The 17,776-nt window shown below is 71.0% G+C and carries 23 protein-coding genes and 1 pseudogene; 17 read left to right on the top strand and 7 right to left on the bottom strand.

Annotation, left to right across the window (positions count from 1 at the left end):
• Positions 1–16: 16 nt before the first annotated feature.
• On the bottom strand, positions 17–619 hold the full coding sequence (locus JHE00_RS05370) for a TetR/AcrR family transcriptional regulator (protein WP_200315303.1): 603 nt from the start codon (positions 617–619) through the stop codon (positions 17–19).
• A 223-nt stretch (positions 620–842) separates the two neighbouring features.
• On the opposite strand from JHE00_RS05370, the gene JHE00_RS05365 reads away from it, so the two are divergent.
• From JHE00_RS05365 to JHE00_RS05315, 11 genes are all read left to right on the top strand, one after another.
• Positions 843–2,189, top strand: coding sequence for a TRAP transporter large permease subunit (locus JHE00_RS05365; protein ID WP_200315302.1), 1,347 nt, complete (start codon positions 843–845; stop codon positions 2,187–2,189).
• A 32-nt stretch (positions 2,190–2,221) separates the two neighbouring features.
• Positions 2,222–2,497: a hypothetical protein gene (locus tag JHE00_RS05360; RefSeq protein WP_200315301.1), complete on the top strand. Its 276-nt coding sequence runs from the start codon at positions 2,222–2,224 to the stop codon at positions 2,495–2,497.
• A 66-nt stretch (positions 2,498–2,563) separates the two neighbouring features.
• The gene (locus JHE00_RS05355) at positions 2,564–3,184 is read left to right on the top strand and encodes an RraA family protein (protein ID WP_200315300.1); all 621 of its coding nucleotides are present in this window, start codon (positions 2,564–2,566) and stop codon (positions 3,182–3,184) included.
• Positions 3,185–3,207: 23 nt separating this feature from the next.
• Complete coding sequence (locus JHE00_RS05350) at positions 3,208–3,939, top strand: IclR family transcriptional regulator (protein WP_200315298.1); 732 nt, start codon at positions 3,208–3,210, stop codon at positions 3,937–3,939.
• Positions 3,940–3,973: 34 nt separating this feature from the next.
• The gene (locus tag JHE00_RS05345) at positions 3,974–4,744 is read left to right on the top strand and encodes an NAD(P)-dependent oxidoreductase (RefSeq protein WP_200315296.1); all 771 of its coding nucleotides are present in this window, start codon (positions 3,974–3,976) and stop codon (positions 4,742–4,744) included.
• Between the two features lie 20 nt (positions 4,745–4,764).
• On the top strand, positions 4,765–5,163 hold the full coding sequence (locus JHE00_RS05340) for a VOC family protein (protein ID WP_200315295.1): 399 nt from the start codon (positions 4,765–4,767) through the stop codon (positions 5,161–5,163).
• A 111-nt stretch (positions 5,164–5,274) separates the two neighbouring features.
• Entirely contained in the window at positions 5,275–5,520 is a 246-nt protein-coding gene (locus JHE00_RS05335; protein ID WP_200315293.1) for a PLDc N-terminal domain-containing protein, read from the top strand.
• Positions 5,517–6,416: an ATP-binding cassette domain-containing protein gene (locus JHE00_RS05330; RefSeq protein WP_200315291.1), complete on the top strand. Its 900-nt coding sequence runs from the start codon at positions 5,517–5,519 to the stop codon at positions 6,414–6,416. The genes JHE00_RS05335 and JHE00_RS05330 overlap by 4 nt, the downstream gene beginning before the upstream one ends.
• Complete coding sequence (locus JHE00_RS05325) at positions 6,413–7,117, top strand: hypothetical protein (RefSeq protein ID WP_200315289.1); 705 nt, start codon at positions 6,413–6,415, stop codon at positions 7,115–7,117. Before JHE00_RS05330 ends, JHE00_RS05325 begins: the two co-directional genes overlap by 4 nt.
• On the top strand, positions 7,110–8,324 hold the full coding sequence (locus JHE00_RS05320; RefSeq protein WP_200315287.1) for a sensor histidine kinase: 1,215 nt from the start codon (positions 7,110–7,112) through the stop codon (positions 8,322–8,324). The genes JHE00_RS05325 and JHE00_RS05320 overlap by 8 nt, the downstream gene beginning before the upstream one ends.
• Positions 8,321–8,977 (top strand): response regulator, encoded by a 657-nt coding sequence (locus JHE00_RS05315; RefSeq protein ID WP_200315285.1) that lies wholly within the window; start codon positions 8,321–8,323, stop codon positions 8,975–8,977. Before JHE00_RS05320 ends, JHE00_RS05315 begins: the two co-directional genes overlap by 4 nt.
• Positions 8,978–8,990: 13 nt before the next feature.
• Here JHE00_RS05315 and JHE00_RS05310 read toward each other — a convergent pair whose 3' ends face one another.
• On the bottom strand, positions 8,991–9,845 hold the full coding sequence (locus tag JHE00_RS05310; RefSeq protein WP_200315283.1) for an NmrA family NAD(P)-binding protein: 855 nt from the start codon (positions 9,843–9,845) through the stop codon (positions 8,991–8,993).
• Between the two features lie 101 nt (positions 9,846–9,946).
• On the opposite strand from JHE00_RS05310, the gene JHE00_RS05305 reads away from it, so the two are divergent.
• On the top strand, positions 9,947–10,579 hold the full coding sequence (locus JHE00_RS05305) for a TetR/AcrR family transcriptional regulator (protein ID WP_200315280.1): 633 nt from the start codon (positions 9,947–9,949) through the stop codon (positions 10,577–10,579).
• Between the two features lie 44 nt (positions 10,580–10,623).
• On the opposite strand, the gene JHE00_RS05300 is transcribed toward JHE00_RS05305, so the two are convergent.
• The 4 genes from JHE00_RS05300 to JHE00_RS05285 form a co-directional block, all read right to left on the bottom strand.
• Positions 10,624–11,346 carry a helix-turn-helix domain-containing protein gene (locus JHE00_RS05300; protein ID WP_200315278.1) on the bottom strand — a complete coding sequence of 241 codons (723 nt, stop codon included), beginning with the start codon at positions 11,344–11,346 and terminating at the stop codon, positions 10,624–10,626.
• 12 nt (positions 11,347–11,358) lie between these two features.
• A complete protein-coding gene (locus JHE00_RS05295) occupies positions 11,359–11,547 on the bottom strand; it encodes a DUF4177 domain-containing protein (RefSeq protein ID WP_200315276.1) in 189 nt (62 codons plus the stop codon).
• Between the two features lie 106 nt (positions 11,548–11,653).
• Entirely contained in the window at positions 11,654–11,953 is a 300-nt protein-coding gene (locus tag JHE00_RS05290) for a hypothetical protein (RefSeq protein WP_200315274.1), read from the bottom strand.
• Positions 11,954–11,981: 28 nt separating this feature from the next.
• A complete protein-coding gene (locus JHE00_RS05285) occupies positions 11,982–12,650 on the bottom strand; it encodes a DJ-1/PfpI family protein (protein WP_200315272.1) in 669 nt (222 codons plus the stop codon).
• A gap of 187 nt (positions 12,651–12,837) precedes the next feature.
• Between JHE00_RS05285 and JHE00_RS05280 the strand changes: the two genes are divergently transcribed.
• The 5 genes and pseudogenes from JHE00_RS05280 to JHE00_RS05260 all read left to right on the top strand — a co-directional run bounded on the left by JHE00_RS05280 (position 12,838) and on the right by JHE00_RS05260 (position 16,839).
• Complete coding sequence (locus JHE00_RS05280) at positions 12,838–13,938, top strand: winged helix DNA-binding domain-containing protein (RefSeq protein WP_200315270.1); 1,101 nt, start codon at positions 12,838–12,840, stop codon at positions 13,936–13,938.
• A gap of 49 nt (positions 13,939–13,987) precedes the next feature.
• Positions 13,988–14,458 carry a DIP1984 family protein gene (locus JHE00_RS05275; RefSeq protein WP_230422806.1) on the top strand — a complete coding sequence of 157 codons (471 nt, stop codon included), beginning with the start codon at positions 13,988–13,990 and terminating at the stop codon, positions 14,456–14,458.
• A 415-nt stretch (positions 14,459–14,873) separates the two neighbouring features.
• A complete protein-coding gene (locus tag JHE00_RS05270; protein ID WP_200315268.1) occupies positions 14,874–15,443 on the top strand; it encodes a dihydrofolate reductase family protein in 570 nt (189 codons plus the stop codon).
• 256 nt (positions 15,444–15,699) lie between these two features.
• Positions 15,700–16,284 (top strand): annotated as a pseudogene (locus JHE00_RS05265) (3-keto-disaccharide hydrolase); the annotation flags it as partial.
• A gap of 285 nt (positions 16,285–16,569) precedes the next feature.
• Entirely contained in the window at positions 16,570–16,839 is a 270-nt protein-coding gene (locus tag JHE00_RS05260; RefSeq protein WP_200315264.1) for a GlsB/YeaQ/YmgE family stress response membrane protein, read from the top strand.
• Here the strand turns inward: JHE00_RS05260 and JHE00_RS05255 are convergent.
• Positions 16,831–17,619: a helix-turn-helix domain-containing protein gene (locus tag JHE00_RS05255; RefSeq protein WP_200315262.1), complete on the bottom strand. Its 789-nt coding sequence runs from the start codon at positions 17,617–17,619 to the stop codon at positions 16,831–16,833. The genes JHE00_RS05260 and JHE00_RS05255 overlap by 9 nt on opposite strands.
• Between the last annotated feature and the right edge of the window lie 157 nt (positions 17,620–17,776).

Here is a 17,776-nt window from a genome sequence, read left to right as displayed (position 1 = left end):
TGCAGTGCGGCGGAACTCAGCGGGTGAGGCCCCGCAGCGTGTCGGTGAAGACGGCCCGGATGGCGGCCAGATCGGCCTGTTCCGGGTCGGTGCCGTGCTCGAGCGCGAGACCCAGTCGCAACGACTGCAGCGTCAGGGCCAGCTGCTGCGCCGGCACCGCGAGCTCGATGCCGAGCTCGTCGAACGCCTTGGTCAGCGCGGCGGCCAGCTCGTCGCGCAGCGTCCTGCGCACGCCGACGTAGACCTCGCGCACGTCCGCGTCGTGGCCTGCCTGCTGGGCGATCTCCACGAGCAGCCGGGTCCAGGTGCCCTCCTCGACGATGCCGGCCGCGAAGGCCCCTGCGATGTCCTCGAGCGCCTGGTCGGGCCGGTTCCTGGCGCGGATCTCGTCGGCGTTCACCGCGAACTCGGTGCGGACGTGCTGGTCGATCAGCTCGGCGAGCAGGGCGTGCTTGCCCGCGAAGTTCGAGTAGACCGCGCCCTTGGTGAAGCCGGCGGCGTGGGCGATCTCGTCGAGCCGCGCGGCCTGGTAGCCGCGCTCGGCGAACACCACGGCCGCGGCGTCGAGCAGCCGCCGTCGCACCTCGTCGCGCCGGACGCGCGGAACCGGACCGGTCACGACGTCACCCGCGCGAACTCCACAGTCATGCCCCGCACGATACCGGCGTTGCCGACGTCGTCCGGTCGTGCCCCGGCGGTGACCGTCCACAGTGGTCACTTCACGGGCTTTCCGGGAATCACTTGACGCGAGACGTCAGCGCTGGACATACTCTCGACCGAATTCAGTTATGAACTAATAGTTCATCTAGTGAACTCTCGACGACGAGGGGAACCAGGTCGACATGGGCACAGCAGTCTGGGCGCTCGCCGCCTACATCACGGTGATCGTGGTGTGGAGCGTGGTGCTGCGCCGTGGCATCGGGGAGGCCATGATCGTCGGCTTCCTCGTGGTCTGCGGGTTCGGCGGATCCGCCTTCCTCGACCTGGTCGGGGAGGGAATGCGGGCCGCGTTCTCGCAGGAGATCGTGTTCGCCGCGCTGGCCTTCACCTTCATCGGCTTCCTGCTGTCGGCCTCGGGCGTGGTCGACCGGCAGATCGAGGTGCTGAACTCCCTGCTGGGCAGGTTCCGGGGAGGGGCGGGCTACGTCGCCACCGCGGGCTCCGCCCTGTTCGGCTCCGTCGCGCACTCCGGTTCGGCGAACGCGGCGACCATGGGCGCGGTGGCGATCCCGTGGATGAAGCGGTCGAAGTGGCCGCCGGAGGTCGCCGCGACGATGGTCGCCGGCAACGCGGGCAACGGCACGGTGATCCCGCCCAGCGCGTCGTTCTTCATCCTCGTGGGCCTCGGCACGGTCTCGCCGTACCTGAGCACCGACCAGCTGCTGCCCGCGATGTTCGTCGCCGCCGCCTGGTGCGTGCTGTGGCGCCTGCTCGTCGTGTACTTCTTCGTGCGGCGCCACAAGATCGACCGGCTGGACCCCGAGCTGATCTCGCCGCTGCGCACGTCGCTGCGGCGGGGCTGGACCTCGCTGCTGGTGTTCCTCGGAATCCTCATTCCCATGCTGGTCACGCTCGGCCCGACCGGGGACCTGGTGACGAGCGCGGTCGGTGAGGTCGCGATGGACTCGATCAGCATCGTGGTGTGGATCCCCGTCCTGCTCGGGCTATTCGCGCTGGTGGTGGGCTGGCGTCAGCTGCCGAAGACGCGCACCGAGTGGTTCGGCTTCGTCGCCAAGTGCGCGCCGCGCTACCGCGACATCGGCGCCACCCTGGTGTTCGCCTTCGCCGGTGGCGCGGTGCTCACCGAGCTGGGCCTGGCCGAACAGCTCTCCGAGGTGCTCATCGGCCTCGACGCGAGCCCGGCCGTCATGTCCTTCATCGTCGCCGTGCTCGTGGTGCTAGTGGCGGGACCACTGAGCTCGACCGCCACGATCGCGACCATCGGCGGCATCGGCTTCAGCGTGCTCGTCGCGTCGGGAGTGCACCCCGTGCTGGCCGGCTGCGTCGTGCTGGTCGCCGCCTCCACCGAGGGCGCCTCACCACCCGGAGCGTCGGCGATCTACATCGCCACGGGCATCGCGGGCGTCAACCCGGTGCGGACCTTCGTGCCGCTGATCGTGCTCTACGTCCTGCCCTTCCTGGTCATCGCCACGCTGATCGGGCCGGGCTGGCTACCCGTGCCGCACTGAGCCACCCGAACCGTCGAGGAGGAACGCGCATCGTGTCCCACACCGAACCCACCGGGCCCACGCCCGGCCCCGTCCGCCAGAAGGCGATGACGGCGACCACCGCGGTCTTCGTGGTGCTGCTCGTCGTGATGCTGCTGCTCGGCGCCGTCCTCGTGCTGTCCCAGATCGCCGGGCTCGTCGCGGTGAGCGGCGGATTCGTGAGCGGGGCGTGGGACGTGCTGAGCCCGTGGGTCTTCGGCACCGCCGCGCTGCTGGGCATGTGGACCCTGCTGCTCGCCTACGTCCACGGCTACAAGCCCGGCGACTAGCCGCCACCGGACCGCACCGACAACACCAGATAGCACCAGACAGCACCGACAACCGAAAGGAACGACGTGAACGACAGCAACACCGATGACGCCGAGCGCGAGTGGCTCGGGATCCGGGAGCGCTTCGCGGCACTGCCGGTGGCCAACGTCGGCGACTCGATGGACCGGCTCGGCGTCGTCGACGCCGGGATCGGCGCCACGTGGCGCGGCGCCCGCCTCACGGCGAGGGCCCGCACCCTCGAGGTGGCGGGTGGTGACAACAAGGGCATCCACGAGTCCATCGCGGACGTGCGACCGGGCGAGGTGCTGGTGGTCAACGGTCACGGCGTGCGCGACCGGGCGCTGATCGGCGAGCTCATCGCACACCGGCTGATCAACGCCGAGTGCGCGGGCATGGTGATCGACGGAGCCGTGCGCGACATCGAGGACCTCGAGGCGGAGCGCTTCCCCGTCTTCGCGCGCGCGAGCAGCCCGGCGGGCCCGTACAAGAACGGGCCGTGGCGCAAGCAGGTTCCGGTGGCGATCGGCGGGGTGGTCGTGAGCCCCGGCGACATCGTGCTGGGCGACTCCGACGGCGTCGCCGTGGTGCCGTGGGCCGAGGCGCGGGAGGTCCTGGAGCGCGCCGAGCGCAAGCACGCCGACGAGGAGGCCGCGCGAGCCCGCACCGTTGCCCAGCGCGGGAGCTGATCGCGGCTGTGACAATGTCGGTCATGACCGAGGAATCCGCCAAGCAGCCTTCCACGACCGTCCGGAGCGTGGACAGGGCTTTCCAGCTGCTCGAACTGCTCGAAACCAGCGACCGGCCCTTGCGGCTGGTGGACCTGAGCTCGGGGGCGGGCCTGCAGAACGCGACGACGTTGCGGATCCTGCGGGCCATGGAGCAGCGCGGCTTCGTCGTGGCCGAGCACGGTGAGTACCGGCTCGGCCCGGCGGCACTGGGACTGGCCAACGGATTCCTGCTGACCGACCCGTTGAGCAACCGCTGCAGGCCCGTCATGCAACAGCTGTCCGAGGCCACCGGGCTCACCACCAACCTCTACGTCCGCGTCGGCAACGCCAGGGTGCTGACGCTGCGGGTGGACGGGGAGAGCCCGCTGCGGTACCAGATGCCGCTGGGCCGACGCCTCCCGCTGCACGTCGGCGCGGGCAAGACGATCCTCGCGGCACTGCCGCGGGAGACGGCCGAGGAACTGCTGCCCGACCTTCCCGGCAGCCCGGCGGAGTACCGCGAGCAGCTCGCCGCGATCCGCCGCGACGGCTACCACATCTCGGTGGAGGAGCGCGACATCGGCTTCGCCAGCGTGAGTGTGCCGTTGTACGACCAGACAGCCACCGTGCTCGGCGCGATCTCCGCGGTCGGGCCGACCGAGACGGTGGACGCGGAGCGGTTGCTGGGCTCGGTGCCCGAGCTCCGCCGCGCCGCGCAGGCGGTGAACCCGTGACGTCGCACCGGGTTCCCCAGACGAGGAGACAGAGATGAAGATCGGATTCGCGGGACTGGGCGAGGCCGGGTCCCGCTACGCCGCCGACGCCGTGCGCGCCGGCCACGACGTCGTGGGGCACGACCCGGGGCCCGTGCCGACGCCCGACGGCGTGCGCAGGGTGGAGTCGCTGCCGGAACTGCTGGCGCACGCCGAGCTCGTGGTGGTGCTCACCGGCGCGAGCCTGAGCCTGACGATCGCGCGGGAGTGCGCGGGCGAGCTCGGCGCGGGCGCGGTGTACGCGGACTTCACCACCGCCTCGCCCGGTGTGATGGCCGAGGCCGCCGCCCTGATCGAGGCGGGCGGCGCCGGGTTCGCCGACGTCGCGATCCTCGGCCCCGTCCCGATGAAGGGTGCCGCGACCGACACGATCGTCAGCGGCTCGGCGGCGCCGGAGGTGGCGGAGTTCCTGCGCTCACTGGGTTCCGACGTGGAACACATCGACGGCGCGGCAGGCGACGCCACCTCGCGCAAGCTCCTGCGCAGCGTGCTGATGAAGAGCCTCGCGGTGGTGGTCGTCGAGACGCTCGAGGCTGGCCGCGCGGCGGGCTGTGAAGGCTGGGTGCGCGCCCAGATCGCCGGTCAGCTCGCGGGCGAGGGACGCATGATCGACCGGTTCGAGACGGGCACCCGCCAGCACGCGCTGCGCCGTGCCCACGAGATGAGCTCGGTCGTCGAGTACCTCACCGAACTGGCCGTGCCAGCCGAGATGTCGGACGCCTCGCGCCGGACGCTGGAACGGATCGCGGAGCAGTCGCACGCCTGATCCCGGCTAGGCTCCGGCGCATGCCGCTCACCTCCGGGATCAACCACGTCGTCGCCGTCACGTCCGAACTGGATCGGATGGCGCGCTTCTACGCCGATGCGTTCGACGCGAGGATCGTGTTCGACCGGGCGGCGAGCGACGACGTCCCCCGGATGGCGATCGTGGAGCTGGGTGGCGAGGGCCGCTACCTCAAACTGGTCGAGGCGGAAGCGGGAAGGTCTCCGCGGCCGCGCGTGGAGAGTTTCGGCCTCGCCGTCGCCGGTCTCGACGAACTCGCGGCCGTCAGGGAGCGCGCGCTCGCGCACGAGCTGGACGTGAGCGAGATCGAACGGATACCCACCCAGTGGATCCTGTGGCTGCGCGACCCGGACGGAGCGCGGATCCAGGTGTGCGCGCACGCCAGTCCCGCCGTGGTCTAGTACTTTCCGCCTAGGCGGTTCTCGCCGAACTTCTGATGCGGCGCAGCTGTTCGTGGCCGATCGTGGACGTGTCGTTGTTGGCACAACCCGTTTTCGGCAAGGAGAACAGACGTGGACTCGCAGCTCGTGCTCGCCGCCGACCTGGACCCGCGGTGGATCGTAGGGATCTTGATCCTCGCGGCGGTCCTGTCGTTCGTGGTGCTCTTCATCGCCGCGTTGGTGAGCATCCTGGCCTCACCTCTGGCCATGGGGATGAAACTCGTCTGGGTGATCTTCGCGTTCTGCGCGCCGTTCCTCGGCAGTCTGCTGTGGTTCGTCATCGGCCGTGGCCACGCCTACGGCAGGGGGCAGTTGTGATCCGCGCGGAAGGGCTGACGAAGCGGTTCCCCGACGGTGCCGGAGTGGAGGGACTGACCTTCACCGTGCGGCCCGGCGTGGTCACCGGCTTCCTCGGCGCCAACGGCGCGGGCAAGTCGACGACGATCCGGCTCATGCTGGGTCTGGCGCGCGGCGCGGGGCGGACCACGTTCGGGGGGAGCGGCTACGCGCAGCTGGCCGACCCACTGCGGTCGGTCGGCGTGCTCGTCGACGCGGGCGCGTTCCACCCGGCCCGCACGGCCGAGGCACACCTGCGCATGGTCGCCGCAGGCGGGGGAGTCCCGGCGCGGCGCGTGCGTGAGGTGCTGGCCACCGTCGGACTGGAAACCAGCGCTCGCAAGGCCGTGGGCCGGTTCAGCCTCGGCATGCGGCAGCGGCTCGGGCTCGCCACGGCGTTGCTCGGCGATCCCGAGTACCTGATCCTCGACGAGCCCGCCAACGGGCTCGACCCCGAGGGAGTGCGGTGGATCCGCGTGCTGCTGCGCGATCTGGCGGCTGAGGGGCGCACGGTGTTCGCCTCGTCCCACCTGCTCGCCGAGATGTCACAGCTCGCCGACGATCTCATCGTGATCGACTCGGGTCGCCTGCTGTCGGCTGGCCCGATGACCGAGTTCGTCCAGCGGCACGCGCACGCCGACGTGGTGGTGCGGACCTCGCAGCCGGTGGAGCTGATGCTGGAGCTGACCCGCCGGGGCCTGCGCGTGAGCAGGGAAGCGGCCGAGGAGCTGGTGGTCGACACCGCCGACACCGAGTTGGTCTCGGCGATCGCGGCCAGGACGGGTGCTCCCGTGCGCGAGCTGTTCGTGCGGCACAGTGGACTCGAGGAAGCGTTCATGGCGGCGACCGTCGCCGCGAAGGGAGGGCGGGCGCGATGAAGAACGCGCTGGCGTACGAATGGCTGCGAGTGCGGTCACTGCGCTCGACCTGGTTGCTGCTCACCGCGGCGGCCGTGCTGCAGTTCGCGTCCGGCCTGTACTGGGGCCTCAAACGCGATCTCGGCACGCTCAACGCGTTCACCTCGTCCTTCGGTCTGGTCGCGCGCGTGGGGGCGTTGCTGGTCGCCGCGGTCGGGGTGTGCGCGTTCAGTCTCGACGACCAGCACGGCACGCGGGCCACCACGCGCCTGGTGCTGCGGACGCCCGCGCGGATCGTCGCGGCGCGGGCCGTCGTGATCGGCGGGCTGGGGCTGCTCGGCGGTGCGCTGATGGTGCTGCTCTCCGCCGCGGGGGTCCTCGCGGGCGGCGGAGCGTTGCCCTCGGAGGCGGCGACGTGGGGGACCGCGGTGGCCGGCGTGCTGCTGCTGACCGTCCTTTCGGGACTCGTCGGGGTGGCGCTGGGCGCGCTGTTGCGGCACACCGCCGCCGCGGTCGGGGTGCTCGCGGTGTGGGCTCTGATGGCGGAGAGCGTGGTGGCGGCGCTGCTGCGGGTCCCGCTGTCGGTGCTGCCGATCAGCGGCACGGCCGGACTGCCCGCCGGGGGAGGCGGGCAGGGCTGGCTGGCGCCGCTGGTGTTCGCCGCACTCGCGGTCGCCGGTCTCGCCGCGGCGCACGTGACCCTGATGCGACGCGATGCGTGAGGCCCTCGCCCGGTTTCGCCTGCTGGTCCTGACCGTGAGGCGGCCGCCCGAGCGGGTGAGACGCCTGCTCACGTGGTGGGACGGCCGGGTGGAGCTGGTGCTGCTCGACGTCGCCGTGGCCGCGTTCGCGATCTGGTTCACCCTGGCCAGCGGTGATCCCGCCGACCCGCATCCGCCGCTGCACCTGCCCGCCGTGCTCGTCTCGTGTGCCGCCCTGCTCGTCCGCAGGCGGTGGCCGGTGCCGGTGCTCGCGCTCGCCGCGGCGGCGATGGCGGCCGACGCGACGCTGCTCCCGTTGACCGTCGGGCTGTACTCGGTGGCCGCGCGGTTCGGCCTCGGCTGGATCACCGGCGTGGCCGCACTGGGAACGGTCCTGGTCGTGCTCGTCCCGCACTTGCAGCGCGACTATCAGTCGCCGATGGTGCTGGCGATGTTCCTCGGGCTGTTCATCGTCGGACCCGCGCTGGCCGGGCTCTGGATGCGGCAGCGCGCCGATCTGCTGGCGGTGCTGCGTGACCGGGCCGAGGAAGCCGAGCGCACGCGCACGCTGCTCGCCGACCAGGCGGTGTTCGCCGAACGACGCCGCATCGCGCGCGAGATGCACGACGTCGTTGCACACCGGGTCACCGCCGTGGCGCTGCAGGCGGGCGCGCTCTCGATCCAGGCGCCCGACGAACGCACGGCGCAGACCGCGGAGACGATCCGGTCGGTCAGCGCCACCGCGCTCGAGGAGCTGCGCGGCATCCTGCGGGTACTGCGCGACGAGGCGCCGCAGGCCGGGCTCACGCCGGTCCGCAACGGCACCGACGTGCTCGCCTCCGTCGACGAGCTCGTCGAGGACGTCACCGCCACCGGGGCGCGGGTGGAGCTCCAGCTGCCGGACCCGGCGCCCGCGATCGCGGGGGAGGTCGGCCGCGCCGTGTACCGCGTGGTGCAGGAGTCGCTGACCAACGCGGGCAAGCACGCGCCGCACGCGGCGGTGGAGGTGCGGCTGGCCACCGCGGACGACCGGCTGGACCTGACCGTGACCAACCAGCTCACGCCCCGCTCGTCCGACGTTCCCGGCTCCGGCTACGGTCTCGTGGGTATGCGGGAGCGGGTGGAGCTCGCCGGGGGCGAGCTCCACACCGGGCCGACCGGTGACGGCCGGTTCCGGGTCAGCGCGCGGTTCCCGGTGACAGCCACACCAGCCCAGGAGGCCACGTGACGATCAAGGTGCTGCTGCTCGAGGACGAGGAACTGGTCCGCAGTGGCATCAGGATGATTCTGGACTCCGACCCCGAGATCGAGGTCGTGGCCGAGGGCGACGACGGTGCGCACGCCGTCGAGCTGACCGACCGGTACCGTCCCGACGTCGTGCTCACCGACGTGCAGATGCCCAAGGTCGACGGCATCGAGGTGACCCGCAGGCTCACCGGGCGCGCCGACCCGCCCTCGGTGGTCATCCTCACGACCTTCGACCTCGACGAGTACGTCTACGCCGCGCTGCGCCACGGCGCGGCCGGTTTCCTGTTGAAGGACACGCCGCCCCGGGACCTGGTCGCCGCGGTGCGGGTGGTCGGCAAGGGCGAGGCGATGCTCTCGCCGAGGATCACCAGGCGGCTGCTGACCACGTTCGCCACCGGTGCGGCGGGGGAGCAGGCGCGCTCCAGGCTCGCCGAGCTGACGCCGCGCGAGCACGACGTCGCGGTGTGCCTTGGTCATGGGCTCAGCAACGGCGAGATCGCCAGGAAGCTCGGTCTCAGCGAATCCACCGTGAAAGTCCACATCGGACACATCATGGCCAAGCTGGACGCGGGCAACCGGACACAGGTCGCTCTCGTCGTCCACGACGCCGGACTCACCGATCAGGACGCGTGAGCGAAGACTCGCTTCATCGGGCAATGTGGTCCGAGAGCTGATCGGCGACGTTGCGCGGCTCTCGTCCGAGGAGTTGGGCGAGCAGCGGGTCGACGTGGGCGAAGTAGCCTGTCCGCGTCGCCTGGAGCATCGAGAGCGTGAGGCGGGCGGCTGCCTCCGGAGTGCCGTTCGCCAGCTCCTCCGCGATCCACTGCTCGTCGTCCACGACGACGCGTTCGATGCTGCGCCCGGTCAGCTCGGAGGCCGCCGACGCGAAGTCGTCGAGCGTGACGGGCGTGGCCGGGGTCAGTTCGACGGGGCCGTCGAACTGGGTGTCGCCGGTGAGGATCGCCGCGGCGGCCTGTCCCGCGTCGCGACGGTCGATCCACGCGAACGGGCCGTCGGCCGGTTTGGCGATCACGCCTGAGGACTGCCACGGGCCGAGCATCGCGTCGAGGTCGCCGTAGAAGCCGTTGCGCAGCGCGGTCCACGCGACCCCCGACGCGGCAAGGTACGCCTCGGTGGCGGCATGGATCGCGAGTGCCGGATAGGGCGTGTCGTAGCCGGCTCGGTGACTGCTGGTGTAGAGGATCCGCCGAGCGCCGGCATCCACCGCGGCGTCGATCGCCGTGCGGTGCTGCGTGAGGATATCGGCGGTGAGATCGCTCGACGAGACCAGGAGCACCTGATCCGCGTCGGCGAACGAATGGCGCAGGGCTGCGGGGTCGTCGTAGCTGCCCTGGCGCACACGCACGCCGCGAGCTGCCAGGTGCCGGGCGCGATCGGGGTTGCGGACGCTGACGCCGACCTCAGCCGCTGGAACGCGTCGGAGAAGATCCACGACGGTGGCGCCGTTGAGGGTGCCGGTCGCTCCGGTCACGATGATCATGGCTAGGTCCTTCTGTGGTGCGGGCATACGGCTCGGGCGGCTCGGGAGCCCAAATAAGTTGACTCACCGAGTCAAGTTTCTACGAGCCCACGGTAGGTAACATGACTCCCGGAGTCAAGTTCGCCCGCGTGGCGGAGGAAGGAGAGGTCGTGGCCCCGTCAAGATCCACGTCTGAGCTGCGTACGGATGCCCGCCGCAATGCCGCGCAGATCCTCGCCGCCGCACGGAACGTGTTCGGCGAGCACGGTTTCTCCGCGCCACTCGAGGATGTCGCCGTCGCCGCCGGAGTGAGCAAGGCGACCATCTTCAACAGGTTCGGCGGAAGAGTCGGACTGATCGAGGCTGTCATCGAGGACGTCGTCGCGGCCGAGTCGCAGCGCATCATCGAGCACACGCGCTCGATCCCCGATGTCGCCGAGCGGATCGACCACTATCTCGGCGCGATCCGCGACCTGCAGTACCGGCGGCCCGCGGTCAATGACGTCCTGCTTCAGGAATATCCCCACTCGGAGCAGCTTCTGGCGATCTGCCATGCCGCAGGAGAGATCTACGACGAGCTGGTCGAGGCAGGACATGCCGCCGGCGTACTCGCCCCGGAGTTCACCCGGGAGGACCTGCATGCGCTCATCGTCGACAACGCCCTGGCCCTCAAACACGGGAGCCGCCCGCCCCGCGCGGACTACGACCGCAGGACCGGTTTCATCCTCGGCGGGATACGCAGACCGGCCCGATGACGCGAGCGCGGTCGACCGGCGTCGGCCGGTTTCCCACTCGAGACCTAGTCGTTCTCCCGCTCGAGGAGTACGTGCAGGCGGCGCAGCACGTCGAGCTGCGCCGGGTTGTACAACTCGGCCAGTCCCTCGCTGACGATCGCCCTGGTGGACGATGTCCTGCCCGACGAGGCGGCGTCCAGGTTCCGCAGCGCCGGATAGTCCCGGTAGGCCCGCGCGACCTCGGGAAGGTAGCGCTCGGCCAGCCGTTGCCGTTCCGCCTCGTTCGCGTCCGCGGGCAGGGCGTCGAACTGCGCCACGAACGGCGCGCGTTCGCCCTGGTGCAACTCCCGCAGAGTGCCCATCATGGACGGTGAGAGCACGCGGGACAGCAGTAGCAGCAGGGATCGTTCGGATTCCGGGCCCTGTGCGGCCTCCGGGTCGAACCCCGGTGGGAGCTCGGCCATCTCTCGTTGCCGGAGCACCACCGCCAGATCCGCCCGCATCCGCTGCTGCCGTTCGATGCTCGCCTCCAGCTCGGCGTCGAGGGAGCGCAGCGCCTGCGCCGCGGTCTCCTCCGATTCCCCCATCGCCTCGATGCCGGACAGCGGGACTCCCAGATCGACGAGCCTGCGGATGCGGAGCAGCCGGATCAGGTGTGTGATCTGGTAGCGCTTGTAACCGTTCACCGCGCGCTCGGGCTCGTCCAGCAGCCCGATCTTGTGGTAGTAGCGGACGGTTTTCAGCGTCGTGCCGGCGAGCTCGGCAAGCTGACGGGTGCTCCACGCCACCGCAGTGCCTCCTCAGCCCACGGTCCTCTTGAGCACGATGCTGATCTCGTGCGTCTGCCCGTTGCCGATGCTCGGCACGATGGTGCCCACCGATTCCCAGCCCTCCCTGCCGAGTTCGTTGAGCTCCTTCTCCATCTGCGAGTAGGGGAATCCCTTCCACTTCATCTCGTAGGTGAGGATCTTGTGCTCGAACTGGGCCACGGTGGCGTCCTCCCGCTCTCGGCTGGTGCTTGCCGCCGCAGTGGACACCGTGCCCCAGGGGCATGGTCAAGCCGTGGCGCGCGTTCGTGGCGTGTCGCGCTGGACGTCACGGTCTGCGCGTGCCCGTGACCTTCGAGGCGGGCAGGCGCCCGGCCTTCGACGTCCCCGACAGGGTGTCACCGTGCACCGTCACGGCGAACGCCAGATTGAGCCGCAGCGGCCGGCTGATGGACTGTGTCCAGGTGAGCCGGTCGCCGTCGAGGGCGACGTCGCGCAGCGCCACCTCTTCTCCCGCGCAGCGCGCGGTCCCGGTGAGAACGCCGTGCTCGCGGCGGAGCTCGAGCACAGCGGAGAGCGTGCCGATCGGCGTGGACAGGGACAGGTCCCAGAGACCTTCGACGGACATCGTGGTGTGCTTACTTTCTCGAGGGTGGTCAGCTGTAGACAGGTGCTTCTCCGCGGTCGCGCCAGACGGTGCCGCGGCGCTCGTGGGCGAACAGCTCTTCGACGGCGTGCGCGATCCGGGGCCCCACCTCGCGGTCGAGCAGGTGGAGCGCGAGGTCGAGTCCGGAGGTGACGCTGCCGCCGGTGACGAGGTCGCCGTCGTCGACGACGCGGGCGTTCACCGCGTGCGCGCCGGTGGCGTCGAGCAGGTCCAGCCCCAGGTGGTGGGTGGTGGCGTGGCGGCCCTCCAGCAGCCCGGCCATGGCCAGGACCAGGGAGCCACCGCACACCGTGCTCATGGTGATCTCCGGGTTGTCCATCGCCTGCCGCAGCAGCGTCGGCAGCTCGGTCCGCAGCGTGCGGCCGAGCAGGACGGGAATGGACCCGGCGTCGCCGTCGCTGTCGTCGTCGCCGGATTCGGCGATGCGACCCGCCGCGCCGGGCACCACCACGATCCCCGCGCGGCCAGGGTCCAGTCCGGCGGTGGCGCGCAGGGCGAGGCCGCCGGTTCCGCCGACCACCTCGCGGGCGCCCTCGGCGGAGACCAGTTCCACCTCCACCGCGCCCCCGGAGGCGACACCGCCCGCGTGCAGCACCTCGAAGGGTGCGATCACGTCGAGCGGGTCGAAGCCGTCGAACAGAACGATTTGTGCGTACATGGCAGCGGATTGTCCTTTCGCGCCGGTGGTCACGGGGTGCAACGCTAGGCGGGGAGAACCGCTGTCAGGAGTGGCATTCCTGCCGCGTACCGACGGGTTGTCGCCAGGCCCGGGATGCGGACATCCCCTGACCGCTATTCCTGCCACCGTGGTGTGCGAGCAGGCGACGTCGAAAGGTGCACCGTCCATGACCGTCCCGACCACGATCCGGGCGCTCAACCGCGCGACGCTGGCCCGGCAGCTGCTGCTCGACCGATCCGACCTTCCCGTGCTCGACGCGGTCGCGCACCTGGGCGGGTTGCAGGCGCAGGAACCGCAGGAGCCGTTCATCGGACTGTGGTCGCGGCTGCGCGCGTTCGACCCGGCGAGCCTCTCGGAGTCGCTCTCCGGACGGCGCGTGGCCCGGACCCACCTGATGCGCCGCACCGTGCACCTCGTCACCGCCGACGACGCACTGGCCTGGCGCGCGCGGCACGGCGCGATGCTGACGCAGAAGGTGCTCGGGGTATACCGCAGGGAACTCGACGGCGTCGACCTCGACGCGCTCGCCGACGCGGGCAGGCAGGCACTGGCCGACGGCGAACCGCGCACGATGGGCGAGCTCGCGCGAGAGCTCGCGGACCGCTGGCCGGAACCGGGACCGAGGCCGTTGGGCGAGGTGCTGATCGCCGCGCTCCTGCCCGTCGTGCAGCTGCCACCGCGCGGGCTCTGGCGGGCCACAGGCGGGGCGCGCTACGCCCTGATGTCGCAATGGCTGGGACGGGAGATCGATCCGCCCGCGCCGGAGGGCGCCGATCCCGTGGGCGCGGCGCTCGTCCGGCGCTATCTGGCCGCGTTCGGTCCCGCCGCCACGGCCGACCTGCGCGCCTGGTGCGGTCTCGCGGGACTGCCCGCCGCGGTGGCCGCGATCCGCGACGAGCTGGTGAGCGTGCGCGACGAGCGCGGGCGCGAGCTGCTCGACCTGCCGGACGCGCCGCGGCCCGACGCCGACGCCGCGGCTCCGGTGCGGTTCCTGCCCGCGTTCGACAACGCCATCCTCGGCTACCACGACCGGAGCCGGATCATCGACGACGACCACCGCGGCCTCTCCGTGGCGGGCGAGCGCGTGGTGCTCGTCGACGGCCGGGTCGGCGCGACCTGGACCGTCGAGGACAGCACCGTGGTGGTCGCGCCGCTGCGGCGGTTGGCCAAGTCCGATCGCGAGGCCGTCGCCGAGGAGGGCGGTGCGCTGGCGGCATTGCTGTCCGATCACGACAGTCGGCGGGTCCGGATCACCGCGGCTCGGTGAGTGAGAACTCGCGTGCGCGCAGCGGGGTACAGGCCGTAGCCTCGGGATCATGACAGGGGAGATGACGGTCGCGGAGGCGCTGGCGATCCGCTCGGCCACCGCCAAGCGGATCGACCAGCTCCGGGCCCGGATCGTCGGCAACGCGCGCTACCAGGAGGGTGACAGCCCGGTCGAGGACCCGGTCGCGCTGCTCGCGGAGGCCGAGCAGGCACTGGGAGAGCTGGAGGCGCTGATCCGGCGGATCAACCGGACCAACGCGGCGACGTCGCTGGGCGAGGGCACGATCACCGACGCGCTGGCGCGGCGGGACGTCCTGCGGCAGCGGCACAGTGTGCTCACCGCGGCCGCCGACGCCGGGGCGGCCCGCAACGAGTTCCGGCACCTGCGCTCGGAACTGCGCACGCTCACGGCACTGCCGGTGAGCGAGCTGCGCGTGCGGGCCGACCAGACGGCGGCGCAACTGCGGCAGATCGACGCCGACATCCAGCGAGCCAACTGGACGGTCACGCTGCTGCCCTGACGGTGCGAGGAGTCGGTAGCCGGCTTCCGGAAAAGCGAGCACACGCCGTGGCCGGCGGTAATTCCGGCCCGCTGGTGCGCCAAGGGCGGCGCAATGGGTTCGACTCCCGTGGGACAGTGCACGCCCCGCACAGCGGACACGTGATCGCGTACGCGGCACGACTCACCACCACGTGCTGGTTTCCGGATCCGGTGAGGGAGGGACAGGGGACCTCCTCGCACCCGGCCGCCACGATGGGCGGCTCCGCGCCCCCGGCGGCGAGGTCGGGCGAGCGGGTCGAGTTCGCCGTTCCGGGGCGTCATCGAGGCACGGACCCGGGCCCCCGGAACTTTCCCGGGAGCCGTGTCGAAAGCCGGGCTCCGTGTTCGACGTGTCGGTGAGAACACCCGATCCCCGACTCTGAGAGGACACTCCCATGGCACTCGTGGTCTCCGACATGTCGATCTCGCTCGACGGTTACGTCACCGGCCCCAACGACAGCCGCGAGAACCCCTTCGGCGACGGCGCGGGCACGCTGCACGACTGGCTGTTCGACGCCTCGACCGAGGCCGACCGGGCACTGCTGGACGCCGCCGTCGTCGGCACCGGCGCGATCGTGATGGGCCGCAGGTCCTTCGACAAGTGCGTGGACATGTGGGGCGAGAACGGTCCGCTGGGCGGACTCCCGTGCTTCGTGGTCACGCACCGCGAGCCGCCCGCGCGGTGCCCGTCGGTCTACCGCTTCGTCCACGACGGCGCGGCCAAGGCGATCGAGCTCGCCACGGAGGCGGCGGGCGAGCGAGCCGTCGGCCTGCACGGCGCGACCGTGTTGCAGCAGGCGTTGCCGCTCGGCCTGGTCGACGAGATCTTCGTCCACGTGGTCCCGTTGCTGATCGGCGGCGGCACGAGTCTGTTCGCCACGCTCGGCTCGGCGATCACGCTGGAGCGCCTCGACGCGGTCGTCACGCCGGCCGCCACGCACCTGCGCTACCGAGTGGTGAACTGACTGGCGGCCGTCGTCGCGGCCATTGCGACAGCTGAGGGCTTTTGTCGAACTTGAGCCGACTTTCGTTGACTTTCCACCGAAGAGGCTTTTCACTGTGGGCGTCGTGGCTCCCGTCACAGCGGAGCGCGAGCCGGTCCTGTCGCCGTCGAGGGGAAGGCGCATGCGGAAGCTCCTCGCACCGCTGTCGGTGCTCGCCGCCGTGCTCGTCGCGGCTCCGGCCGTGGCGCAGGCCGAACGTCCGGCCGCTGGGGGCCAGGAGCGGATCGTGCTGTTCGACGGCACCGACCTCGACGCCTGGGAGTCCGCCGACGGGGGCGAAGCCACGTGGCCGGTCGCGGCCGGCTCGATGGAGTCCTACGGCGGCGACATCCGCACCACCGAGACGTTCACCGACTTCCGGCTGCACGTCGAGTGGTTCCAGCCGGACTATCCGCCGGAGGTCACGGGCCAGACCCGGGGCAACAGCGGTGTCTACCTTCAGGAGCGCTACGAGATCCAGGTGCTGGAGTCGTTCGGGGTCGACGAGCCCGCGAACGACGACGCCGGCGCGATCTACACGAAGAAGGCTCCGGACGTCAACGCGGCGACACCGCCGTTGACGTGGCAGACCTACGACATCGAGTTCACCGCTGCCCGCTTCGACGGTGCCGGCGAGAAGGTGGCCGACGCGCGCGTGAGCCTGTGGTGGAACGGGCAGCTCGTGCACGACGACGTCGCGATCGACGGCAAGACCGGATCCGGGCGGGCCGAGGGGCCGGAGCCGGGCGCGATCCGGCTGCAGGACCACGGTGACCCCGGAGAGAACCCCCGCTTCCGCTCCGTGTGGATCGAGCGGCTCTGACCTGAGCGCAGCCGGGGCGCTCAGGCCGTGCTGCCTCGCCGTCGCCACCTGGTGGTGGCGGCGAGGCTGCCGGTCACGGCGAGGCGCGGCGCGACCACCGGCGGCATCGGCGCTCGGACGGCGCGTGCGGCGCTCGCCACAGCCGGTGAGAGTCCGACCGGTCTGACCGGGCCCGAAGTGTTGCTGTCGCGGCAATCGCTCCCGTGTCCGACGCTCGAAGCCAGCGTGCCGGGACCCGCTCCCGTAGGGTAAGAGTGTTAGTCCGATCGACCACGAGGTGAAGCGATGTTCTGGACAATTCTCGGCTGGATCGTGTTCGGACTGGTCGCCGGGTTCCTCGCGCGAGCGATTGTTCCCGGCAAGGACGACATCGGTCTGCTGAAGACGATCGTGCTGGGTGTCATCGGCTCGGTCGTGGGTGGGTTCATCTTCGGCCTGCTCACCGTGGGCATCCGCGGCTTCGAGCCCGCGGGCTGGATCGGGTCCGTCATCGGCGCGGTCATCGTCCTGGTCATCTACAACAAGGTGACCGGGCGCAAGATCAAGTCACGCTGATCCGTCCGGTTCCGACGATCCCGCGTCCGTCCTTTTCAGACCGGGATCGTCGGACCGCTGTCGCTTCAACAACTTCCGGACGCGGTACATGACGTCCACCTGGGCCGGGTTGTAGAGATCTTCGAGTGCCGCGTCCACCGAGTGCGCCGCCAGCTTCTTCGCCGACGGTGTCTGCGGACTGGTGTCCACCAGGCCCGGATTGTCGGCGTAGAGCTCGCGGACGTGCGGCACCATGTCGCGCGCCAGCGCCTGGCGCGTCTTCTCGTCGGCATCGGGATCCAGCTCGTCGAAGGCGTCGACGACGGGGTTCGACGGCTGGTTCCGCAGCATCTTCGTGTACGCCGAGATCGCCTCCGGGCTCAGCACCCGGCTCATCACGACCATGAAGGCGCGGTCGGCGCCGGAGAGGTTCGCGTCGGCCGCGGCGACGGCCAGCTCGGGTGGCAGGTCGGTCGGTGTCGACTCGCGCAGGATCAGGTCGAGCTCGGCGCGCACACGCTGCAGCCGCTCCACGGTCTCGGCGAGCTCGACGTCCAGCCGGCGCAACGCCTCCTCGGGATGCTCGTCGGCGTCGCCCATCTCCGCGATCTGGGACAGCGAGAACCCGAGGTCGGTCAACCGCTTGATCCGCAGCACCCGGACCAGGTGCGCGACGCCGTAGCGCTTATAGCCGTTGGCTCTGCGCTCCGGCTCGGGCAGCAGACCCACGTCGTGGTAGTGCCGCACGGCCCGCAGGCTCGTGCCGGCCAGCTCGGCGAGCTGACGAGTACTCCAGGCCACGACTGACTTCTCCTTCTGAGGGACCCGGCCGCGGGGCCGCGCCGGACTCGGCACGAACTCTGCCACCGCGGCACTCGTGCGGCGCGGCACGCCACCCGAACCGGGCGGTGCGGCCGCTGCGTCGGGACCCGCACCACGCTGGTCCCGAGTGTGCCGC

Origin of the sequence: Prauserella cavernicola (assembly GCF_016595675.1) — a bacterium.
GTDB classification, from domain to species: domain Bacteria; phylum Actinomycetota; class Actinomycetes; order Mycobacteriales; family Pseudonocardiaceae; genus Prauserella_A; species Prauserella_A cavernicola.
This window is presented reverse-complemented; position numbering and strand designations above follow the sequence as displayed.